General features: G+C 72.5%; 17 protein-coding genes. 7 read left to right on the top strand and 10 right to left on the bottom strand.

The window, feature by feature from the left end:
* The first annotated feature begins 76 nt into the window (after positions 1-76).
* Complete coding sequence (locus ACWCQK_RS16630; protein WP_451155859.1) at positions 77-745, top strand: HAD family hydrolase; 669 nt, start codon at positions 77-79, stop codon at positions 743-745.
* 175 nt (positions 746-920) lie between these two features.
* On the opposite strand, the gene ACWCQK_RS16635 is transcribed toward ACWCQK_RS16630, so the two are convergent.
* Positions 921-2,141 carry a peptidoglycan-binding domain-containing protein gene (locus ACWCQK_RS16635; protein ID WP_451155860.1) on the bottom strand — a complete coding sequence of 407 codons (1,221 nt, stop codon included), beginning with the start codon at positions 2,139-2,141 and terminating at the stop codon, positions 921-923.
* Positions 2,142-2,302: 161 nt separating this feature from the next.
* On the opposite strand from ACWCQK_RS16635, the gene ACWCQK_RS16640 reads away from it, so the two are divergent.
* On the top strand, positions 2,303-4,339 hold the full coding sequence (locus ACWCQK_RS16640; RefSeq protein ID WP_451155861.1) for a DHA2 family efflux MFS transporter permease subunit: 2,037 nt from the start codon (positions 2,303-2,305) through the stop codon (positions 4,337-4,339).
* Here ACWCQK_RS16640 and ACWCQK_RS16645 read toward each other — a convergent pair.
* Positions 4,332-4,850 (bottom strand): GNAT family N-acetyltransferase, encoded by a 519-nt coding sequence (locus ACWCQK_RS16645; protein ID WP_451155862.1) that lies wholly within the window; start codon positions 4,848-4,850, stop codon positions 4,332-4,334. The genes ACWCQK_RS16640 and ACWCQK_RS16645 overlap by 8 nt on opposite strands.
* Positions 4,851-5,060: 210 nt before the next feature.
* Between ACWCQK_RS16645 and ACWCQK_RS16650 the strand changes: the two genes are divergently transcribed.
* Complete coding sequence (locus ACWCQK_RS16650; RefSeq protein ID WP_451155863.1) at positions 5,061-5,759, top strand: hypothetical protein; 699 nt, start codon at positions 5,061-5,063, stop codon at positions 5,757-5,759.
* Positions 5,760-5,764: 5 nt separating this feature from the next.
* Positions 5,765-6,457 carry a hypothetical protein gene (locus ACWCQK_RS16655; protein ID WP_451155864.1) on the top strand — a complete coding sequence of 231 codons (693 nt, stop codon included), beginning with the start codon at positions 5,765-5,767 and terminating at the stop codon, positions 6,455-6,457.
* 46 nt (positions 6,458-6,503) lie between these two features.
* Here ACWCQK_RS16655 and ACWCQK_RS16660 read toward each other — a convergent pair whose 3' ends face one another.
* Positions 6,504-6,929 (bottom strand): DnaJ family domain-containing protein, encoded by a 426-nt coding sequence (locus ACWCQK_RS16660; protein ID WP_451155865.1) that lies wholly within the window; start codon positions 6,927-6,929, stop codon positions 6,504-6,506.
* A 99-nt stretch (positions 6,930-7,028) separates the two neighbouring features.
* Here ACWCQK_RS16660 and ACWCQK_RS16665 point away from each other — a divergent pair, with 99 nt between their 5' ends.
* Positions 7,029-7,421, top strand: a complete 393-nt coding sequence (locus ACWCQK_RS16665; RefSeq protein ID WP_451155866.1) for a hypothetical protein — start codon at positions 7,029-7,031, stop codon at positions 7,419-7,421.
* A 109-nt stretch (positions 7,422-7,530) separates the two neighbouring features.
* On the opposite strand, the gene ACWCQK_RS16670 is transcribed toward ACWCQK_RS16665, so the two are convergent.
* The gene (locus ACWCQK_RS16670) at positions 7,531-8,220 is read right to left on the bottom strand and encodes an O-methyltransferase (RefSeq protein WP_451155867.1); all 690 of its coding nucleotides are present in this window, start codon (positions 8,218-8,220) and stop codon (positions 7,531-7,533) included.
* 157 nt (positions 8,221-8,377) lie between these two features.
* Positions 8,378-9,751, bottom strand: a complete 1,374-nt coding sequence (gene proP / locus ACWCQK_RS16675; RefSeq protein WP_451155868.1) for a glycine betaine/L-proline transporter ProP — start codon at positions 9,749-9,751, stop codon at positions 8,378-8,380.
* A 373-nt stretch (positions 9,752-10,124) separates the two neighbouring features.
* Between proP and ACWCQK_RS16680 the strand changes: the two genes are divergently transcribed.
* On the top strand, positions 10,125-12,167 hold the full coding sequence (locus tag ACWCQK_RS16680) for a bifunctional glycosyltransferase 87/phosphatase PAP2 family protein (RefSeq protein ID WP_451155869.1): 2,043 nt from the start codon (positions 10,125-10,127) through the stop codon (positions 12,165-12,167).
* Between the two features lie 17 nt (positions 12,168-12,184).
* On the opposite strand, the gene ACWCQK_RS16685 is transcribed toward ACWCQK_RS16680, so the two are convergent.
* The 3 genes from ACWCQK_RS16685 to ACWCQK_RS16695 all read right to left on the bottom strand — a co-directional run bounded on the left by ACWCQK_RS16685 (position 12,185) and on the right by ACWCQK_RS16695 (position 16,264).
* Positions 12,185-13,315, bottom strand: a complete 1,131-nt coding sequence (locus ACWCQK_RS16685; protein ID WP_451155870.1) for an acyltransferase family protein — start codon at positions 13,313-13,315, stop codon at positions 12,185-12,187.
* Positions 13,316-13,375: 60 nt separating this feature from the next.
* On the bottom strand, positions 13,376-15,010 hold the full coding sequence (locus ACWCQK_RS16690) for a hypothetical protein (protein ID WP_451155871.1): 1,635 nt from the start codon (positions 15,008-15,010) through the stop codon (positions 13,376-13,378).
* A gap of 84 nt (positions 15,011-15,094) precedes the next feature.
* A complete protein-coding gene (locus ACWCQK_RS16695) occupies positions 15,095-16,264 on the bottom strand; it encodes a steroid 3-ketoacyl-CoA thiolase (protein WP_451155872.1) in 1,170 nt (389 codons plus the stop codon).
* Positions 16,265-16,458: 194 nt separating this feature from the next.
* On the opposite strand from ACWCQK_RS16695, the gene ACWCQK_RS16700 reads away from it, so the two are divergent.
* Positions 16,459-17,694: a cytochrome P450 gene (locus ACWCQK_RS16700; protein WP_451155873.1), complete on the top strand. Its 1,236-nt coding sequence runs from the start codon at positions 16,459-16,461 to the stop codon at positions 17,692-17,694.
* A gap of 78 nt (positions 17,695-17,772) precedes the next feature.
* Here the strand turns inward: ACWCQK_RS16700 and ACWCQK_RS16705 are convergent, their stop codons facing one another.
* Together ACWCQK_RS16705 and ACWCQK_RS16710 are read right to left on the bottom strand one after the other, a co-directional pair.
* Positions 17,773-18,462 (bottom strand): YoaK family protein, encoded by a 690-nt coding sequence (locus ACWCQK_RS16705; protein ID WP_451155874.1) that lies wholly within the window; start codon positions 18,460-18,462, stop codon positions 17,773-17,775.
* Positions 18,463-18,560: 98 nt separating this feature from the next.
* Positions 18,561-18,974 (bottom strand): aggregation-promoting factor C-terminal-like domain-containing protein, encoded by a 414-nt coding sequence (locus ACWCQK_RS16710; protein WP_451155875.1) that lies wholly within the window; start codon positions 18,972-18,974, stop codon positions 18,561-18,563.
* Between the last annotated feature and the right edge of the window lie 245 nt (positions 18,975-19,219).

Below are 19,219 nucleotides of genomic sequence, written 5' to 3' on the forward strand. Positions count from 1 at the left end.
GTGGCTCCCGCCCGTTTTCCCTGACCGGCGGGCGGGGCCGCCTTGTCCCCCCACCCCACGTTCCGGAGCTGCGTCGATGACGGCCACCACCGCGCCCACCGTTCTGACCGCCCGTGCCCTCCTGCTCGACATGGACGGCACCCTCGTCAACTCGGACGCCGTCGTGGAGCGCATCTGGCGCGGCTGGGCCGACCGGCACGGGCTGGACGGCGACGACGTCATGAAGGTCGTTCACGGGCGGCAGGGGTACGCGTCGATGGCGCTGCTGCTGCCCGACCGGCCCATGGAGCGCAACCACGCGGAGAACGCCCGCATGCTCGCCGAGGAGACGGCCGACATGGACGGCGTGGTGCCGGTGCCGGGGGCGCCGGAGTTCCTCGCGTCGCTGCGCGAGGTGCCGCACGCCCTGGTGACGTCGGCCGACGTCGCGCTGTCCACGGCGCGGATGACGGCGGCCGGGCTAGCGCTGCCCGCCGTCCGGATCACCGCCGAGTCCGTCGGGGCGAGCAAGCCGGACCCCGAGGGATTCCTGAAGGGCGCCGCCGAACTGGGTGTCGCTCCCGCCGACTGCGTGGTCTTCGAGGACTCCGAGGCCGGGATCGAGGCGGGCCGCTCCGCCGGGATGCGGGTCGTCGGGGTCGGGCCGCGGGCCGGGTTCCACCGGCCGGACGCGGTGGTGCGGGACCTGACGCGGGTACGGGTGGAGCCGGCGGGCGACGGGACGGTACGGCTGCACCTCGGGTAGGCGCGGCTTCCTCTGGAAGGTGCGGCCGCGGCGGTACCTCGGGAAGGTGCCGCCGCGGCCGTCCTGCGGCCCGGCTCCGGCGCTCTCCATGACTCCGGCGCTCCAGGGCCCCGATGACTCCGGCGCTCCACGGCTCCGCCGGCTCCGGCGGTCCACGGCTGCGCCGGCTCCGGCTCTACGGCTCCGACGTCTCCGCCTCCAGCTTCGCCCGGCTCTCCGCCCCGTACACCCCCAGATCGTCGCTGCGGATCCCGCGCGCCCACTGGTAGGTGCGCAGGGCGTCCTCGAGGCGGCCGCCGAATCTGCCGTCGATCCGGTCGTTGTAGAGGTACAGCTGACGCAGCCGCTGCTGGAGTTCGGTCACCTCGGGGCCCCTGTCGCCGCGGCGCAGGACCTGGGGGGTGACCTGGCCGCCGTCGCCGGGAGCCAGTGAGGGCGTCGGGGCGGCGCTCGTCGCGGCGCCGGTCGGCTCGGTCGAGCGGGACGGTGACGGGGAGGCGCTGGAGCGCGACGGGGACGGCGAGGGCGACGGGCTCTCACTGGCCGACGGGGACGGCGACGCCGACCCGGCGGACGGCGTCACGGACGCGGAGGCCGTGACCGAGGGCTCGGAGACCGCGCTGGTCGCGGTGTCCGGCACGGCCGCCCGGATGTCCTCCGGCGGCGCGGTGTCGCGCGACGGCGTCTCGTAGGAGAACAGCCCGGCGGCGAAGCCGGCCGCCGCCACGACCACGACGACCGCTCCCGCGGCCCCGAGCAGCGCCGCGTGGCGCCGGACACGGCCGCGGCGCGGCGGCTCGGGAGCCTCGAACGCCTCCGCGTACGGTTCCCTCGCCGTGCCCTCGAACAGGCTCAGGTCGCCCGCGCTCGGCGCGCCCGGCGGCGGGGCGAGGGGTGTGGGGAGCGCGGGGGGCGTGGGGGGCGCCTCGATCCGGCGCAGGGACATGGTGATGTCCGCGGGCAGCGGTGGTGGCGCTTGGGGTGCCGGTGGTGCTGGTGGTGTCGGCGTCGCCGGCCGTGCCGGCGGTTGCGTCAGTTCCGTCGATTCCGCCGGCGGACCGGCCGTCGGGTGGACCGCCGGATCCGTCGTCGCGCCGGCCGGCGGTGGTGCGGTGTGCCGGTCGAGCCCGTCCGGCCCGTCCGTCGTGCGGTGCGGGTCGGCCGGGGTGTTCGGATCGGTCTCGATCTCCACGTACGGCCGTATCCGCAGCGGGTCGAAAGCCTCCGCCGCGGCCGCCTCCGCCGTGCGCGCGTCGCGCAGGGCGTCGGACGCCTGCTGGGCGCAGGCGCACGACGGCGTGTGGTCCGGCCCGCGCGGCGCGCCGCACTCCGGGCACCGGTGCCCCTGCGCGCGCTGGTCCGGTCCGGCCCCGCCCTCGGTCCAGAGTTCGTCCACGTGTTCGTTCCTCCCCATGCGAACTCCAGAGATTATGCAGACCCCCTACACAACCCGTGACCCGAAACCCCCTGGAATGCCAGGTTCCGTAGGGACTCAACAGGCCATAACCGGTCACACCCACCACGATGGAGGTGTCGCGAGAGCCTCAGGAGGTCTTCATGGCCGTGGACGCGCACGCCCGGACGGGCGACGCGGAGCAGCAGCAGGTGTCCGGCAACGTGTTCGTCTCGATGGGCGCCTTGCTGCTGGGCATGTTCCTCGCCGCTCTCGACTCGACCATCGTGTCGACGGCGCTGCCCACCATCGTCAGTGAGCTGGGCGGTCTGGAGCACCTGTCCTGGGTGGTCACGGCATACCTGCTGGCGTCGACCGCCGCGACCCCGCTGTGGGGCAAGCTGGGCGACCAGTACGGGCGGAAGCCGCTGTTCCAGGCCGCGATCGTGATCTTCCTGGTCGGTTCGGCGCTGTGCGGCATGGCGCAGAACATGCCCGAACTCATCGCCTTCCGCGCGCTCCAGGGGCTGGGCGGCGGCGGCCTGATCGTGCTGTCGATGGCGATCGTCGGCGACCTCGTGCCGCCCCGCGAACGCGGCCGCTACCAGGGCCTGTTCGGCGCGGTCTTCGGCACGACCAGCGTGCTCGGCCCACTGTTGGGCGGACTGTTCACCGAGCACCTCAGCTGGCGCTGGGTCTTCTACGTCAACCTGCCGATCGGCATCGTGGCGCTCGCCGTGATCGCGGCGGTCCTGCGCATCCCGCGCAAGGCGACCCGGCACGTCATCGACTACCTCGGCACCCTCCTCATCGCCGCCGTCGCCACCTGCCTGGTGCTGGTCGCCTCGCTCGGCGGCACGACCTGGGACTGGGACTCGGCGCAGCTCATAGGTCTCGCGGTGCTGGGTGTCGTGCTGGCGGTGGTGTTCGTGTCCGTCGAGCGGCGGGCGGCCGAACCCGTGCTCCCGCTCAAGCTCTTCCGCGTCCGCACGTTCACCCTTTCGGCCGTCATCAGCTTCATCGTCGGTTTCGCCATGTTCGGCGCGATGACCTACCTGCCGACCTTCCTCCAGGTCGTCCGCGGCATCTCCCCGACCCTGTCCGGTGTGCACATGCTGCCGATGGTGGTCGGCCTCCTGCTGTCCTCGACCCTCTCCGGACAGATCGTCAGCCGCACCGGACGCTGGAAGGTGTTCCCGATCCTGGGCCTCGGCCTCACCACCGTCGGACTGCTCCTCCTGCACCAGATGGACGAGTACAGCTCCACCGCCGAGATGAGCGTCTACTTCTTCGTCTTCGGTCTGGGCCTCGGCCTGGTGATCCAGGTACTCGTCCTCATCGTCCAGAACGCGGTCTCCTACCAGGATCTCGGCGTCGCCACCTCCGGCGCGACCTTCTTCCGGTCCATCGGCGCCTCCTTCGGCGTCGCCATCTTCGGCTCGATCTTCGCCAACGGGCTGGCCGACCAGCTGGACGACGTCTTCAAAGGGGTGCGTCTGCCGGCCGGTATCTCCGTGGACTCGCTCCAGGCCGACCCGCGCGGCATCGCCGCCCTCCCCGACGCCCTGCGCCGGGCCGCTCTGCACGCGTTCGCGTCCTCCATCACGGACGTCTTCCTCTACGCGGCCCCCGTCGCCCTGGCGGGCTTCGTCCTGGCGTGGTTCCTGAAGGAGGACCGGCTGCGCGGCTCGGTCACGGCCCCCGACCTCTCGGAGACCCTGCCCCCCAACCCCGTCCAGCGTTCGTCGTACGACGAGGTGTGCCGCGCGCTGTCCACGCTCGGCACCCGCGAGGGACGTCGCGAGGTCTACCGGAAGATCACCGAGCGGGCGGGCTACGACCTCCAGCCCGCCACGAGCTGGCTGCTGCTGCGCATGAAGAAGTACGGCTCGGCCGAGCCCGCCGTGCTCGCCGAGCGCGCCACGGTTCCGATCACCGTCGTCATCGAGGCGGCCCGGCAGACGGAGGAGAGGCACCTCGCCTTCCGGGAGGGCCTCGACCTCTACCTGACCGAGGAGGGACGCGAGGTCGCCGAACGGCTGTCGCAGGCCCGTGAGGAGTCGCTGGCCGAGCTGCTCGGCGACTGGTGGGGGCCCGACCGGCCGACCGATCTGACCCAGCTGGTGAAGGAACTGAACGACGAGCTGTGCGGCTCGGACCAGGAACAGCCGCACAACGGATCGCCCAAGCCGTTCAATTGACCTCGTCGAGTTCCGGCTGTCCCTTGAGCTCCTTGCGGAACCAGTGCTCGGCGTACTGGTCGGTGTTGTGGGGCTCGGTCTCCGTGTAGCCGAGCCGGGCGTACAGGGCACGGGCCTCGACCAGGTCGCCGCGGGTGTCCAGCACCAGCCGCGCGGCGCCCAGGTCGCGGGCGGCGTCCTCGGCGGCGGACACCAGCCGCGCGGCGCCGCCCCGGCCCCGCATCCCCGCGTACAGGAACACCCGGGTCAGCTCGGCCGTCGTGGCGTCCAGCAGCCGTACGCCCGCGCTGCCGGCGGGCTCACCGCCGTACCGCGCGACGAGCAGCAGGCCGCCCGGCGGGGCGAGGTCGGCGCCGGGCAGCGCGGCGATCTCCCGCTCCAGCTCGTCCGGGTCGGTACGGCGGCCCTCGTGCAGCAGGTACCAGCGGTCGCTGACCTCCGTGTAGTAGGCCCGCCAGAGGCCGGCGGCGACGGGCGAGTCGAAGGGTTCGGGGGCGATGGTCCAGATCATGACCGACATTGTCGTGACCTTGCCCGGACCGTCGGCAACCGAATATGCGGGCCGGAGAGGCGCGTTGGAGGCGTGGGGCCGGTGACGGGTCCGGGCGGCCCCGCGCCGCGCCACGGCCCGACGGGCGCCGCCCGGACACCGTTTGGACAGTGCCTTCGGGGTAACCCGGAGTGAGAACCGGCCCGTTGGGCCGATACAGGGAAGGCAACCATGTCCACAGGCGTGATGATCGCTCTGATCGTGATCGTGGTGGCCGTCGTCGCGGTGGCGGTCGCCCTGGCCCTGCGGGCCCGAGGCCCGCGGCACGGAGGAGGTCTGAAGCGTCGCTTCGGACCCGAGTACGACCGGGTGCTGGCCGGGCACGACGGCGACGTACAGGCGGCCGAGAAGGAGCTGACCGAGCGCGTGGAGCGGCACGGCGGGCTGCGTGAACGCCCGCTGGAGCCCGCGGAGCGCGAGCGGTACGAGGCCCGTTGGACGGCCGTCCAGGAGCGCTTCGTCGACTCTCCGCGGGAGGCGGTCGCCGAGGCGGACCGGCTGCTCGCGGAGGTGGCCGGCGCCCGCGGCTTCCCGGACGGCGCGCAGTACGAGGAGCAGCTCGCCGCGCTCTCCGTGCACCACGCCGACCATGTGCAGGGCTACCGCCGCGTGCACCGCGTCGGCGCCGTGCGCACCGGCACCAAGGGTGACGGCAACGGTCCCGGCACGGGCACCGAGGAGCTGCGGGAGGCGCTGGTCGAGGCCCGCGGGCTCTTCGCGGACCTGGTGGCCCCGGGCCGCCAGGACACCGGCCGGCACCGGACGGACCACGACTCGGGGCCGACGCCTGACGCACGGCGGACCACGGCCCGAGCCAACGGCCACGGTACTCCGTGGACGTTCAACAAGCGTCACGCGAAGGGGAGTTGAGTCACATGTCGGAGGGGAAACGGCCTACGGGCGACCGCGGGATCACGGATGCGGAGAGCACGGGCACGGGTACGCCCGGCACGCCCGAGCCGCACAGGACACCTGAGGCTCGCGAGACGTCCGAGGCGCGCGAGGCCCGCGAGATGCGCGAGGCCCGCGCATCGTCCGGCTCGGTGACGGCAGGAAGCGGAACCGGAACCGGGGCGGTCCCGGCCGCCAGGCCGGAAAGCAACCGCCGTACTACCGGCACCACGAACACCACGAGCACCACCGCTCCTGCCGGCGCCACGGAGACCGACACCACCGCCGGTGCCGCGCGCACCACAGGCACCAGCACCAACACCGGCACCAGCCGCGCAGGCTCCACCACCGCCCTCTTCCCGCACGACGAGTCCGACAAGCTCACGCTCCGCCTCCAGCAGGCGGTCACCGGGTTCGTCGACGCGCCCCGGGGCTCCGTGGAGGAGGCCGATCACGTGCTCGAGGAGATCGCCGCCCGCTTCACGGAGGCCGTGACCAAGCGGCGTCAGAGCCTGCGCACGTCCTGGCAGTCCGCGGAACACGGCGCGGGGCACTCCACGGACCGGGACCGGACGACGACCTCCGCCTCCGGCACGGACACCGCCGCCGACACGGAACAACTCCGCCTGGCCCTGCGGGACTACCGCGAGCTCGCGGAGCGTCTGCTCCGCGTGTGACCTCTGCTCGGCAGCCCCCGCGGACCACGCACCCCCCACACCCGCGTCACCCCGTGTCACCCGCACCGTTCGCCGCCCGGCGCTCCCGCCACTCCCGTGCGACCTCTTCGACGTCGTACGGCTTCATTCCCAGCGGGGGGCCGGGCGGCGGCCTGAACATCATGTCGCGGATCTTGACGTTGACCTCGGTGAGGATCTTCCGGACGATCCGCTCGGAAGGTGCCGCGTAGGCCGCGGCGAGAGCGTCCTCGGCCTCCTTGCGCAGGGCCAGCGCGGGCGGCAGCATCGCGAGGCCCTCCCGGACCATCTTCCGCTTGATCCACCACAGTTCGTCGTACGTCGTGTCCGCGCCCGTCGGCAGCGGCTTGCCCGCGCCCTCGAGACGGGCGAACTCACCCCGCGCCTCGGCGTCGCGGATCTGCTTGTCGACCCAGGACTCGAACGGCACACCCGGTGGCTTTCGCTCGGTCATGAGTCCATTGTGCCGGACGCGGTAGGGCCGGGCGATTTATCATGCGGCGGCGGTGCGCCAACCCGGCTGCCGTACAAGGACATTCCAGAAGGAGCGCACGTGCTCGAACTCACCATGGCCTCCGTCACCGGGACAGACGCCGGCGCCACGGCCGGCATGCTCATGGCCGACGCGCCGAGCGACCCGGGCGCCGTGCTGCGGGTGGGCCGGGACGCGTCCGTGTGCCGGCTCGCGACGCCCGACGACTGGCTGTTCGTCTCCCGGATCCACCTGGAGTTCCTGTGCGGCCCCGAGGGCACCTGGCACGTGTCGTGGCTGCGCGGCTCACAGCCCGACCCGTCCTCCGAGGTGCGGCTGACGATCGGGCAGCACGTCCAGCCCGTCGCGTACGGCGGGACCGTGCCGCTGCCGCGGGGCGGGGCCGGCGAGATCGTCATCCACGACCGCACTGGCCCGCGCACCGTCAACGTGGGCTTCTACCACGAGGCGTAGCCCCGAGCCCGTCCACCCGGCCCGCCTGGCACGCTTGGCCCGGTCCGGCCTCCCCGCGGCTGTCCGGATCCGCTCGGCTGTCCGGACGGACCTGCCCGGCCGTCCGGATCTACTCGTCCGGCTCGGTCTGCTCCAGCACCCGCGCCAGCGCGAAGCCGTCGTGGCCCTTGCTGCCCACCGTCTGGATCGCCGTCGCGCTCAGCCTCGGGTGGGCGGCGATCAGGTCGATGGCGGCCCGGGTGCCCTGGACGTCCGGTGCGGTGCTCTCGGCGTCGATCACCCGGCCGTCCCGTACGACGTTGTCCACGATGATGAGGCTGCCCGCGCGGGTGAGGCGCAGCGCCCACTGGACGTAGTGCGGGTTGTTGGCCTTGTCGGCGTCGATGAAGACCAGGTCGAACGGGGCCGGGTTCTCGTCGGCGAGCTGGGGCAGCGACTCCAGGGCAGGCCCGACACGTACCTCGACGAGCCGGTCGAGGCCCGCGCGGGCGATGTTGCGGGTCGCGACCTCGGCGTGCCGGGCGCTGTACTCCAGCGAGACCAGGCGGCCGTCGGCCGGGAGCGCGCGGGCCAGCCAGATGGTGCTGTAGCCGCCGAGCGTGCCGATCTCCAGGATGGTGCGGGCCCCCTGGATCTGGGCCAGCAGCTGGAGCAGCTTGCCCTGGGGCGGGGTGACGGCCGCGTGCGGAAGTCCGGCGGCCTCGCTGTCACGCACGGCCGCCTGGAGGACCTCGTCGTCCGGCGCCAGATGAGTGGAGAAGTAGAAGTCGACGTCGTCCCAGAGCTGCGACCCGGTCATGAACTCTACCTTTCGTATACCTAGTTAGGGATGCTAACTAGCCGGCCCACGAATGCAGTCACAGCCGGTCACGCGGCGCCGGATTCCGGCCGATCGGGGGGCGGCCCGGCGGGAGGCGCGAAGTCGCCCCTCGCCCATCGTCACGCAGTCGGCCTGATCACGCAGCCGACTCGACCGCGGGAGCCGAGCCCGGCAGCGGCCGGCCGGCCGACTCCGCCAGGTACCAGACCGCGATGCCGCCGATCACGGCCGCCGCCATCATGTAGTACGCGGGCATCATCATGTTCCCGGTCGCGCCGATGAGGGCGGTCACCACCAGCGGGGTCGTGCCGCCGAAGAGCGACACCGACACGTTGAAGCCGATGGACAGCGAGCCGTAGCGGACCCGCGTCGGGAACAGGGCGGGCAGCGCGGCCGGCATCGCCGCCGTGAAGCAGACCAGCAGCAGGCCCAGCGCGCCCATGCCGAGGGCGACCGCGAGCAGGCTGCCCTGGCGGATCAGCAGCACGGCCGGGATCGACAGGAACAGGAAGCCCGCGCAGCCGGCCGCGATCACCGGGCGGCGGCCGATCCGGTCGGTCAGCGCGCCGGCGAAGGGCTGCACGACCATCATCACCGCCATCACGCCCAGCACCACCAGCAGACCATGCGTCTCGTCGTACCGGAGCTCACTGGTCAGATAGCTCGGCATGTACGACAGGAGCATGTAGTCGGTGACGTTGAAGACCAGGACCAGGCCCACGCACAGCAGCAGCGCCTTCCACTGGCCCGTGACCATCTCGCGCAGCGGCACCTTCGTACGGGTCGCCTCGGCCTTCTCGATCTCCGCGCGGAAGGCCGGGGTCTCCTCCAGCCGCATCCGCAGGTAGAGGCCGATGACGCCCATCGGGCCCGCGATCAGGAACGGGATCCGCCAGCCCCAGGAGACCAGGTCCTGCGAGGACAGCAGCGCGGTCATGAGGGTCACCAGACCCGCGCCGGCGATGTAGCCGGCCAGCGTGCCGAACTCCAGCCAGCTGCCCAGGAAGCCGCGCCGCTTGTCGGGGGCGTACTCGGCGATGAAGGTGGACGCGCCCGCGTACTCGCCGCCGGTCGAGAAGCCCTGCACCAGACGGGCGAGGAGGAGCAGCAGGGGCGCGCCGACGCCGATCGCGCCGTACGACGGGATCAGGCCGATGGCGAACGTGCCCGCCGCCATCATGATCATGGTGAGGGCGAGGACCTTCTGCCGGCCGATACGGTCGCCGAGCGGGCCGAAGACCATGCCGCCGAGCGGGCGGACCAGGAAGGCCGCGGCGAAGGCGCCGAAAGTGGACAGCAACTGGGCGGTCGGGTTGCCCGAGGGGAAGAAGACCTTGCCCAGGGTGACCGCGATGTAGCTGTAGACGCCGAAGTCGAACCATTCCATCGCGTTGCCCAGCGCGGCGGCCTGCACGGCACGCCTGACGAGGGCGGGGTCGGTGGTGGTGACCTCGCGGGTCGACACGGTGGTCTCGGTGGCCGGGGGAGCGGTGACGGTGGCAGCCGACAAAACCTCGCTCGCCTTCCTTTCGACGGGGACAGGGGCATGGCCCGCAGCGGGCCGAGAGGCGACCATACGAGCCGTTGCTCCGCCTACGTGCGGTGCGCAAGTGATTGCACTGTGCATGTAAATGGCGTGTATGCAGGGACGTATGCCCGCACCCCGACGCCTCTCCCGGCCTCGCGTTGTGATCCTTGTCGCCCCCCACGGGCGCGACCGGGACCCGGTCGGACTATCGTCATCCGGACAAAAGGCGAGCGGACGCCAGGTGAAGCGGGGGTTTCCGGCGTCCTGTTCCAGGGGTGGCGAGCCTCATAGGGTTCGTGACGGGAAACAGACGAACGGGACGCGCGGGACGGACGGGGCGGGAGGCCGACGAGGCGTGGCGAATGCGGAGCACAGCGGGGCGACGGCGGAGACGTTCGGAGCGGGGGACGCGGGAGCGGCCAGAGCACGACTGCGCGCGGCCCGCCTCGGCCTCTGGCTGATCGCGACGATCCTCGCGATACGACAGGTGGCCGTCGTGCTCGCGACCCCCCGGGGAGAGCGGCTGACGGACCTGGAGACCTGGGTCGGCCCCGAGGGCGTCCTGCACGTCAAGGGCTCGCTCTACGACTCCACGCTCTTCACCGGGACGCCGTTCGGCGGACTCGTCCTCAAGCCCCTCACCCGGGCCGCGGAACAGGCCCTCGGCTGGGGCTGGACCTTCGGCACCCTCCTGCTCGTCGCCGCCCTCGGCCTGGTCGCCGCTCGCGCCCTGCCGCAGCCGGTGAGCAGGCGGACCTCCCTGTTCGCCGCGCCGGTCGCGATCAGCCTGCTCATGCTGTCCCTGCCGGTCCGCAACACCCTCTGGCTCGGCCAGACCAGCATCATCCCGGTGCTGCTCGTCCTGCTCGGCTGCTTCACCGTCCGCGGCGAGAAGGCGGGCGGCCTGCTGATCGGCCTCGCCGCCGCGCTCCAGCCGGCCGTGCTGCTCTTCGCGCCGCTGCTCTGGTTCACCGGCCGACGCCGCGCCGCGCTCGCCGCCGGTGTAACCTTCGCCGGTTCCACGGCCGTCGCCTGGGCGGCGATGCCGCACGACTCGTACACCTACTGGGTCCACCACATGGCCGGCGTCGGCCTGGGCGGCGAGGCCGACGCCCTCGCCAACCAGTCCCTGCACGGCGCCCTGCTCCGGCTCGGCCTGACCGGTCCCCCGGAGATCGGGCTCTTCCTGCTGCTGGGCGTGGCCGTGGCCGGTCTCGGTCTGCGCCGGGCCGTCCGCTACGCCCGTGACGGCCAGCTCCTGCTCGCCGTGGCCGTCACCGGCTGCGCGGCCGTCGCCGTCTCCCCGACGACCTGGCAGCACCAGCTGCTGTGGGTGCTGCTCGCGGTCGTGGGCCGGGTCGGCAAGCGCGCCTCCGACCGCTGTGTGTGGCCGCTCGCCGTGGTCCTGGTGATGACCCTCCCGGCGAAGATGATGGTGCCGAACACACCGCTCCTGTACCCGCTGCGGGACAACGTGGTGCTGCTGGCCGCCCTCGCCGCGGCCCTCGCCGTCCCCTTCCTCTCCCGCGCCTCCGCGCCCTACCGGTCGCCGATCCCCACGCGGTACGCCCCGCCCGTTCCCGCGCGCCGCTGGGGCGTCCCGCCGCTGCCCTTCCTGCGCCGCGTCCTGACCCGCCCGAACCTCCTGCTTGAACTCCTCCTCATCCGCGTCACGTACGCCGCCTACCAGCGGGTCCGCCTCGCGGCGACCGGCGGCAGCGACACCGGGGGCCGGGCGACGGCCGAGCGGCACGGCCGCGAGATCCTCGACCTCGAACGGTTCCTGCACCTCGACATCGAGCACGCGGTCAACCACGCGGTGGTCGGCGTCGGCTGGCTCCGGAACTTCTTCGACTTCTACTACGAGTCGTTCCACTTCGTCGTCCCGCTGACCGTGCTCGCCGTCCTGTACCGGCGCCGCCCCGTCGACTACCGCTGGGCCCGTTCCGCCCTGGGCCTCGCCACCCTGCTCGCCCTGGTCGGCTTCTGGCTCTACCCGCTGGCCCCGCCCCGCCTGCTGCCCGGCTTCGGCGTCATCGACACCGTCCACGGCGCGCAGGACCTCGCCAACCCGGACTACGGCACGCTGACGGCCCTGACCAACCAGTACGCGGCGATGCCGTCGCTGCACTTCGGCTGGTCCCTGTGGTGCGGGCTCGTCATCGCGATCGTGGCGCCGAGAGGGTGGATGAAGGCCCTGGGCCTGCTGCACCCGCTCCTCACGCTGTCGGCGATCGTCGCGACCGGCAACCACTGGGTGCTGGACGCGGTCGGCGGCGCGGTGGTGGTCGGCGCGGGCTTCGGCCTGGCGTACGTGTTCCAGGGCCCCCGGGCCCGGCCGGCGCCGGCCACCACCCCGAGCAGCCCGACCCCGGAGAGGACCCGCACCCCGGCCTGATCACGTCCGCGACGGTCTCAGCGGGAGCTCAGCACCCGCTCGGCCTCGCGGCCCCGCCCCGACGCGACCGGTCCCAGGAGGTTACGCAGCCGACGCTCGGCGGGGCGCTCCACGTACTGGTAGGCCAGGGCCGCCGCGGTGAGGCTGACGGCCAGGGCGCCCGACCAGAAGACGAGGGTCGCGCCGCCCGGGGCGGGCTTGCCCCAGTGGAAGAGGGCCGCGCGGATCACGATCTCGTGGATGAGGTACCAGGCGAACGACCAGTGGCCCAGGCGGATCATCCAGGGTCCGCCCAGCCCCGTGCGACGGCCGTCGAGGTCGGCCCGGGCGGCCGAGACGATGAGGGCCGCGAAGACCGGTGCCGAGAGCCACTGCGAGGCGGAGTAGGGGCTGTACCAGAGGGAGTCGGGCACCGCGTTCGACCAGGGGATCAGCGCCAGGTGCCAGGCGATCACCAGTCCCACGGCCACCGGCAGGGGCAGCCGGGGCCGCCAGCCGCGCTTGAGCGCGAGCCCGGCCAGCACGCCCAGGACGAACTGGAGGGAACGGGTCAGCGGCAGGTAGTCGAGCGCCCAGGCGCGGGTGGTGGGGGACAGGCCGGACAGGGCGGGCCACAACACCAGCGTGGCGCCGGTGACGGCGACCGCCGTCCAGACCCAGACCCGCGCACGCCGTCCCGCGAGCACCGCGAGCAGCGCGGGGAAGACCAGGTAGAACCAGGCCTCGTCGCTGAGCGACCAGGCCGCCGGATTGCCGCCCTTGAAGATGACCGGGACCGGGAACCACGCGTGGACGAGCAGCAGGGTCGCGCCGACCGCCTTGAGCGACACGGCCTGGTGCATGAACGTCCATACGGCGACCGACGCCCCGACGCTGACGGCGAGCATCGGCCAGATGCGGGCGAAGCGGCGCCACAGGAAGACCCGGGTGGGTACGTTCGCGCCGTCGTAGGTCCAGGCGAGGACCACGCCCGACAGGACGAAGAAGAACGTGACGCCGCTGCGGCCGTACCAGACGGCGTCGCTGAGCCCGGGAACGGTTCCGGCCTGTCGGGACAGGTGGTACAGGACGACCAGCAGGGCCGCCCAGAAGCGGAGACCGGTCAGCGACGGCAACCGGTCACGACCGGTCCCGGGTATGGAGGTCAAGGGGCGTCCTTCGAACGTGCGGGCGAGCAGTGGACACTAGCACCGGACGTCGACAAGGTGTCAGCCCCGGCAGGCCGGGGACGGATGCGGGGCGTACGCCGAGCCGATGCGGTACTCGCCGGGTGCGGGGACGGTGAGGCGGGTGAACTCGCCGGCCCGGCCGAGGCATCCTCCGTCGGACTCCAGCCACGGCGAGTAGGCGACCCGTACGGTCACCGCGCCGGCCCGCGCCACGCGCACCACCACCTCGGCGCTCGTCGTCCCCACGACGGTGCCGGGCGCGGAGACGAGCGGTACGGCGTCGCGCACCCGGAACACCCGCCAGTGGGCGTCCTGCCAGACGGGTTCCAGCCAGTCGGGCCGGTGGGCGCCGCGTACGAGCCGGGCCTCCTCCTCGGCGTATCCGTCCGGCTGACCCAGCGGCAGGACGACGAACCCGACCGCCCACCTGTCCAGCCACGCACGGTAGGTGGTGGCGGAGAAGGTGCCGTCGTAGAACAGCCGGGCGCGCTCCATGTCCAGCTGCCGGTTCCAGCCGCGGGCGAGGTTGAGGTGCGGGGCGAGCGCGGCGGCCTCGCGGTGGTTGCGGGCCGGGACGGCCTCGACCCGGGTCCGGTCCGCGCCGAGCCCCCGCAGGGCGCGGACGACCGGTCGCGTGTCGGCGGCCCAGGCCGGCACGGTGGTGGACACCTCCAGGTCGTCGGCCGTCTTCCTGCCGACCCAGCCGACGGAGAGGACGAGGGCGACGACCAGGAGAGCGCGGGCGACCCGTCGAGCCCGCGGCGCGCTCAGCAGCGCCGCCAGCAGCACCGCGGGCGCGAACAGCTCCGCGAACCGCTCGACGTTCGTGCCGACGGGGGAGGCGACGAGGTATGCGAGCACGGTCCCGGCCGCGTACACGGCCCCGCTCCACCGGGCGACCCGCCAGCCGCGCGGCGCGAGCACGGCGACGGCGAGCCCGAGCGCGGCCGGAGGCCAGATCCGGGCCGCCGGCATCAGCTGCTCACCGCTGAAGGGGAAGAGGAGGGTGGTCCCCGCGACGACGAGCGCGGGCGGCGCGAGGAGGGCCGCCGCCCGGCCCCGGTCCCGCGGCCCGAGGAGGTAGCCGGCCCCGACGACGGCCAGGAACAGCCCGGCCACCGGGCTGGCCGCGGTCGCGAGCGCCGCGTACACCCCGGCCGCCACAGGCCGGCGTTCGCCCGTCAGCAGCACGCAGGCCGCGAGCCCTAGCGCCACGCCCAGCGCGAACGTCGTACGTCCCGAGGCGACGTCGCACCACAGCGCCAGGGAGGCCAGCAGGGCGGGCCCGACGGGTGTGCGGACCGACGTCCGCCGGATCAGTACGGCCGCCAGCCAGGAGGCGGCGATCCCCGAGCCGACCGTGACCGTCCGCACGCCGCACACGGCCATCAGATACGGCGAGACCAGGCTGTAGTTGGCGGTGTGCATCCCGCCGTACCAGAACAGGTTGTACGCGGATCCCCCGTGCCGGGCCGCGAATCCCGCCCACGCCTCCTGCGCGGCCAGATCCCCGCCGCCCGTGGCCAGGAACGCCCACCACAGCGCGTACAGCGGCACCACGGGCAGTGTCGCCAGGAGCGGGACACGATGGCGGACCAGGAGCTCGCGGAGGCGATGACCGCGCGGAGCGGCCGCGCGGGTCCGCCTGACCAGGGTCTGTTCGGCTGGGATCACGGGGGAGAAGACGTGGCACGGGGCGGGAACGTTCAGTGACGACGCGAGACGGCACCCCCGGGAACGCCGGGGAGCCGGACCGCGCTACAGCCGCTGGATGATCGTCCCGGTGGCCAGGCCGCCGCCCGCGCACATCGTGATGAGTGCGAACTCCTTGTCGGCGCGCTCCAGTTCGTGCAGGGCGGTGGTGATCAGGCGGGCGCCGGTCGCGCCCACGGGGTGGCCCAGGGCGATGGCACCGCCGTTGACGTTGACCTTCGCCAGATCCTGGTCGAAGACCTGCGCCCAGCTCAGCACCACCGACGCGAAGGCCTCGTTGATCTCGACGAGGTCGATGTCCTTGAGGGACATGCCGGCCTTGCCCAGTACGGCGTTCGTGGCGTCGATGGGGCCGTCCAGGTGGAAGTGCGGGTCCGCGCCGACGAGAGCCTGGGCGACGATCCTCGCCCTCGGCCTCAGCTTCAGGGCCCGGGCCATCCGCTTCGACGCCCACATGACGGCCGCCGCGCCGTCGGAGATCTGGGACGAGTTGCCCGCCGTGTGGACGGCCGTCGGCATGATCGGCTTCAGGGCGGCGAGGCCCTCCGGTGTCGTGTCGCGCAGGCCCTCGTCCTTGTCGACCAGGCGCCACATGCCCTGGCCCGTCCGCTGCTCGTCCTCCGTCGTCGGCACCTGCACCGCGAAGGTCTCCCGCTTGAAGCGCTCCTCGGACCAGGCGATCGCCGCCCGTTCCTGGGAGGCGAGGCCCAGGGAGTCGACGTGCTCGCGGGTCAGGCCGCGGTGGCGGGCGATGCGTTCGGCCGCCTCGAACTGGTTCGGCAGGTCCACGTTCCACTCGTCCGGGAACGGCTTCCCGGGGCCGTGCTTGGAGCCCGAGCCCAGCGGTACCCGTGACATGGACTCGACGCCGCAGGAGATGCCCACGTCGATCACACCCGCCGCGATCATGTTGGCCGTCATATGGCTCGCCTGCTGCGAGGAGCCGCACTGGCAGTCGACCGTGGTCGCCGCCGTCTCGTAGGGCAGGCCCATGGTCAGCCAGGCGGTGCGCGCGGGGTTCATGGACTGCTCGCCGGCGTGGGTCACCGTGCCGCCGACGATCTGCTCGACGCAGTCGGCGGGAATGCCGGTGCGGCCGAGGAGTTCGCGGTACGTCTCGCCCAGCAGATACGCCGGGTGGAGGTTGGCGAGCGCGCCGCCGCGCTTGCCGATGGGGGTGCGTACGGCTTCGACGATCACGGGTTCGGCGGCCATGGGTGCGGGGTCCTCTCCTCCGAACTGATACGTGTTCTAGTTCTGTGTGCAGTCTGCTGAGGAGGCGTCCGTCGCCGCAAGGGTCGTGCAGGCAGATTCGGGGCGCCGTACCCCTTGCCACTTGTAGAACCCGTTACTACCTTCGCGGCAGCTCTATTCCTGATGGGCCGTCAGATGGCTGGAGTGAGTTGCCGATGCCCTGTCCAGCGCTCCCCGACGGGTTCGACTTCACCGACCCCGATGTGCTGCAACACCGCGTGCCCCTGCCGGAGTTCGCCGAGCTGCGCCGGTCCGAGCCGGTCCGTTGGATTCCGCAACCACCCAACCTCGCAGGCTTCCAGGACGACGGCTACTGGGCGGTCACCCGGCATGCGGACGTCAAGTACGTTTCCACGCATCCGGAGATCTTCTCCTCGTACCTCAACACGGCGATCATCCGCTTCAACGAGCACATCGAGCGGGACGCGATCGACGCCCAGCGGCTGATCCTGCTCAACATGGACCCGCCCGAGCACACCCGGGTCCGCCAGATCATCCAGCGCGTCTTCACCCCGCGCGCCATCCGCGCCCTGGAGGCCAACCTGCGCTCGCGCGCGCAGGCGATCGCGGCGCAGGCACGCGCCCGCTCCGGGCCCTTCGACTTCGTCACCGAGGTCGCCTGCGAACTGCCCCTCCAGGCCATCGCCGAGCTCATCGGCGTACCGCAGGACGACCGCGCGAAGATCTTCGACTGGTCCAACCGGATGATCTCGTACGACGATCCGGAGTACGCGATCACCGAGGAGGTCGGCCAGGAGTCGGCCACCGAGCTCATCGCGTACGCGATGAACATGGCCGCCGCCCGCAAGGAGTGCCCCGCCAAGGACATCGTCACCACGCTGGTGGCGGCCGAGGACCAGGGCAACCTGGGCTCCGACGAGTTCGGCTTCTTCGTGCTGATGCTGGCCGTGGCCGGCAACGAGACGACCCGCAACGCCATCACCCACGGCATGCACGCCTTCCTCACCCACCCCGGGCAGTGGGAGCTGTACAAGAGGGAGCGGCCGGCCACGGCGGCCGAGGAGATCGTCCGCTGGGCGACGCCGGTGAACTCCTTCCAGCGGACCGCCACACAGGACACCGAACTGGGCGGAAAGCTGATCAGGAAGGGGGACCGGGTCGGCCTCTTCTACGCCTCCGCCAACCACGACCCCGAGGTCTTCGACCACCCCGACGTGTTCGACGTCACTCGCGATCCGAACCCCCACCTGGGCTTCGGCGGCGGCGGGCCGCACTACTGCCTCGGCAAGTCCCTCGCCGTGCTGGAGATCGACCTCATCTTCAACGCCGTGGCGGACGCCATGCCCGGCCTGCGGCTGACCGGCGACCCGCGCCGGCTGCGCTCCGCCTGGATCAACGGGGTGAAGGAACTGCCGGTCAGCACGGTCTGAGCGCCCGGCCCGCGCCGAGGGAGGCGGGAGCGGCCTCATCCCCCACGCCCCGTTCCTGCCCCCCAGGCGTCGGCGCCGTCACTCGCGGCCCGACGCCGTCACCGCCAGCACCGCCGTCACTCCCGCCGCGATCGCCAGCGGGAGGCCCAGGCCGTGGTGCAGCACCAGCCATGCCCCGAGCAGCGCGCCCAGCGCCATCGCGGCCACCGCGGCACCACGGCGCGGAAAGCGCCCGCCGGTGCCGCCCGCGACCCGGGACTCGGAGGCCAGCGCGGTCAGGGTCATCGTCAGGACGGTCGTCGTCAGGTCCGGCACGCCCAGCTTGCGTACGGTCGCGTTGCGCAGGCCCATCGCCAGGGCCGTGACGGCGATGAGCGTGTACGTCGTGCCCGTGGCGCCCGGTGCGACGAAGGCGACCGCGGCGGAGGCGGCCACCAGGACGGCCTCGGCGGCCAGGGTCAGCCGGGTCCAGGTGCGGCGCGAGCCCTCGCCGAGCCGCCGGGCGACGCGCCCTCCGGTGGCCGCGCCCACCAGGAAGCCGGCGAGTGAGGTCGCGGTGTGCGGCACCGAGAAGCCCGGCGCCCCCGCGGCGGCGAAGCCGAGGACGACGACGTTGCCGGTCATGTTGGCGGTGAAGACATGGCCGAGGCCCAGATAGCTGACGGCGTCGATCAGCCCGCTCACCACGGTCAGGGTCAGCAGCACCGCCACCAGCGACAGGCCCCGCGCCTCGGAGTCGTACGTCCCGGACTCGGAGTCGGTGGTCACCGCCTCAGTGGACCACGCGGCGGCCGGGAAACGGGTGAAGGCGGCGGCCCCGGGGATCGGGGGCCGCCGCCTTCACGGGTGAAGCGGGGGAGGTCGGCTCAGTACCAGCCGTTCGCCTGCCAGAACTTCCAGGCGTCGACGGGGCTGCCGTAGCGGGACTTCATGTAGTCCAGGCCCCACTTGATCTGGGTGGCCGGGTTGGTCTTCCAGTCGGCACCCGCGGTGGCCATCTTGTTGCCGGGCAGCGCCTGGACCAGGCCGTAGGCGCCGGAGGAGGAGTTCGTGGCGCGCATGTTCCAGCCGCTCTCGTGCGACACGATGTTGTTGAAGGCCTTGAACTGCGCGGCGTCCGGGATCATCTTGTGCGCGATCGCCTGGGCCGAGGAGGACGACGTGGTGGCCGCCTGGGCCGGAGCCGAGGTAAGGGCCATGCCGGCGGTGGCGGCGGCCACGGCGGCGACGGTGAGGGCCTTCTTCGGGCTGGCGATGCGGCGGATGACGGAGACGGACACGGAGAACCTTTTTCTTCGGGGACAGGGGCTCACCCACTCGCCGGAACCATGTGGTGCGCGGTGCCGGCATGTGTCGGCGCCTCGGCCCTGAGAGGTCGTGGCGCCTGGTGACGTCACCCAGAGAAGCAGTCGCGGCGAATGTCCGCAATGACCCCCTTTACTAGTGGTGGTCGCATCAGCGTGCCGCGCCGTTCGTGTGAGCCGGCTCTCAATCCCCAGGTCAGAGGCGGTAGGAGCGCATGCAT

The organism is Streptomyces sp. NPDC002306, assembly GCF_053593435.1.

Excerpts from the sequence above, each read along its gene's own strand:
- ACWCQK_RS16695 (WP_451155872.1), bottom strand. The coding sequence starts at position 16,264 with ATGGCCGCCGAACCCGTGATCGTCGAAGCCGTACGCACCCCCATCGGC.
- ACWCQK_RS16670 (WP_451155867.1), bottom strand. The coding sequence starts at position 8,220 with ATGACCGGGTCGCAGCTCTGGGACGACGTCGACTTCTACTTCTCCACT.
- ACWCQK_RS16640 (WP_451155861.1), top strand. The coding sequence starts at position 2,303 with ATGGCCGTGGACGCGCACGCCCGGACGGGCGACGCGGAGCAGCAGCAG.
- ACWCQK_RS16655 (WP_451155864.1), top strand. The coding sequence starts at position 5,765 with ATGTCGGAGGGGAAACGGCCTACGGGCGACCGCGGGATCACGGATGCG.
- ACWCQK_RS16660 (WP_451155865.1), bottom strand. The coding sequence starts at position 6,929 with ATGACCGAGCGAAAGCCACCGGGTGTGCCGTTCGAGTCCTGGGTCGAC.
- ACWCQK_RS16630 (WP_451155859.1), top strand. The coding sequence starts at position 77 with ATGACGGCCACCACCGCGCCCACCGTTCTGACCGCCCGTGCCCTCCTG.
- ACWCQK_RS16700 (WP_451155873.1), top strand. The coding sequence starts at position 16,459 with ATGCCCTGTCCAGCGCTCCCCGACGGGTTCGACTTCACCGACCCCGAT.
- ACWCQK_RS16650 (WP_451155863.1), top strand. The coding sequence starts at position 5,061 with ATGTCCACAGGCGTGATGATCGCTCTGATCGTGATCGTGGTGGCCGTC.
- ACWCQK_RS16645 (WP_451155862.1), bottom strand. The coding sequence starts at position 4,850 with ATGATCTGGACCATCGCCCCCGAACCCTTCGACTCGCCCGTCGCCGCC.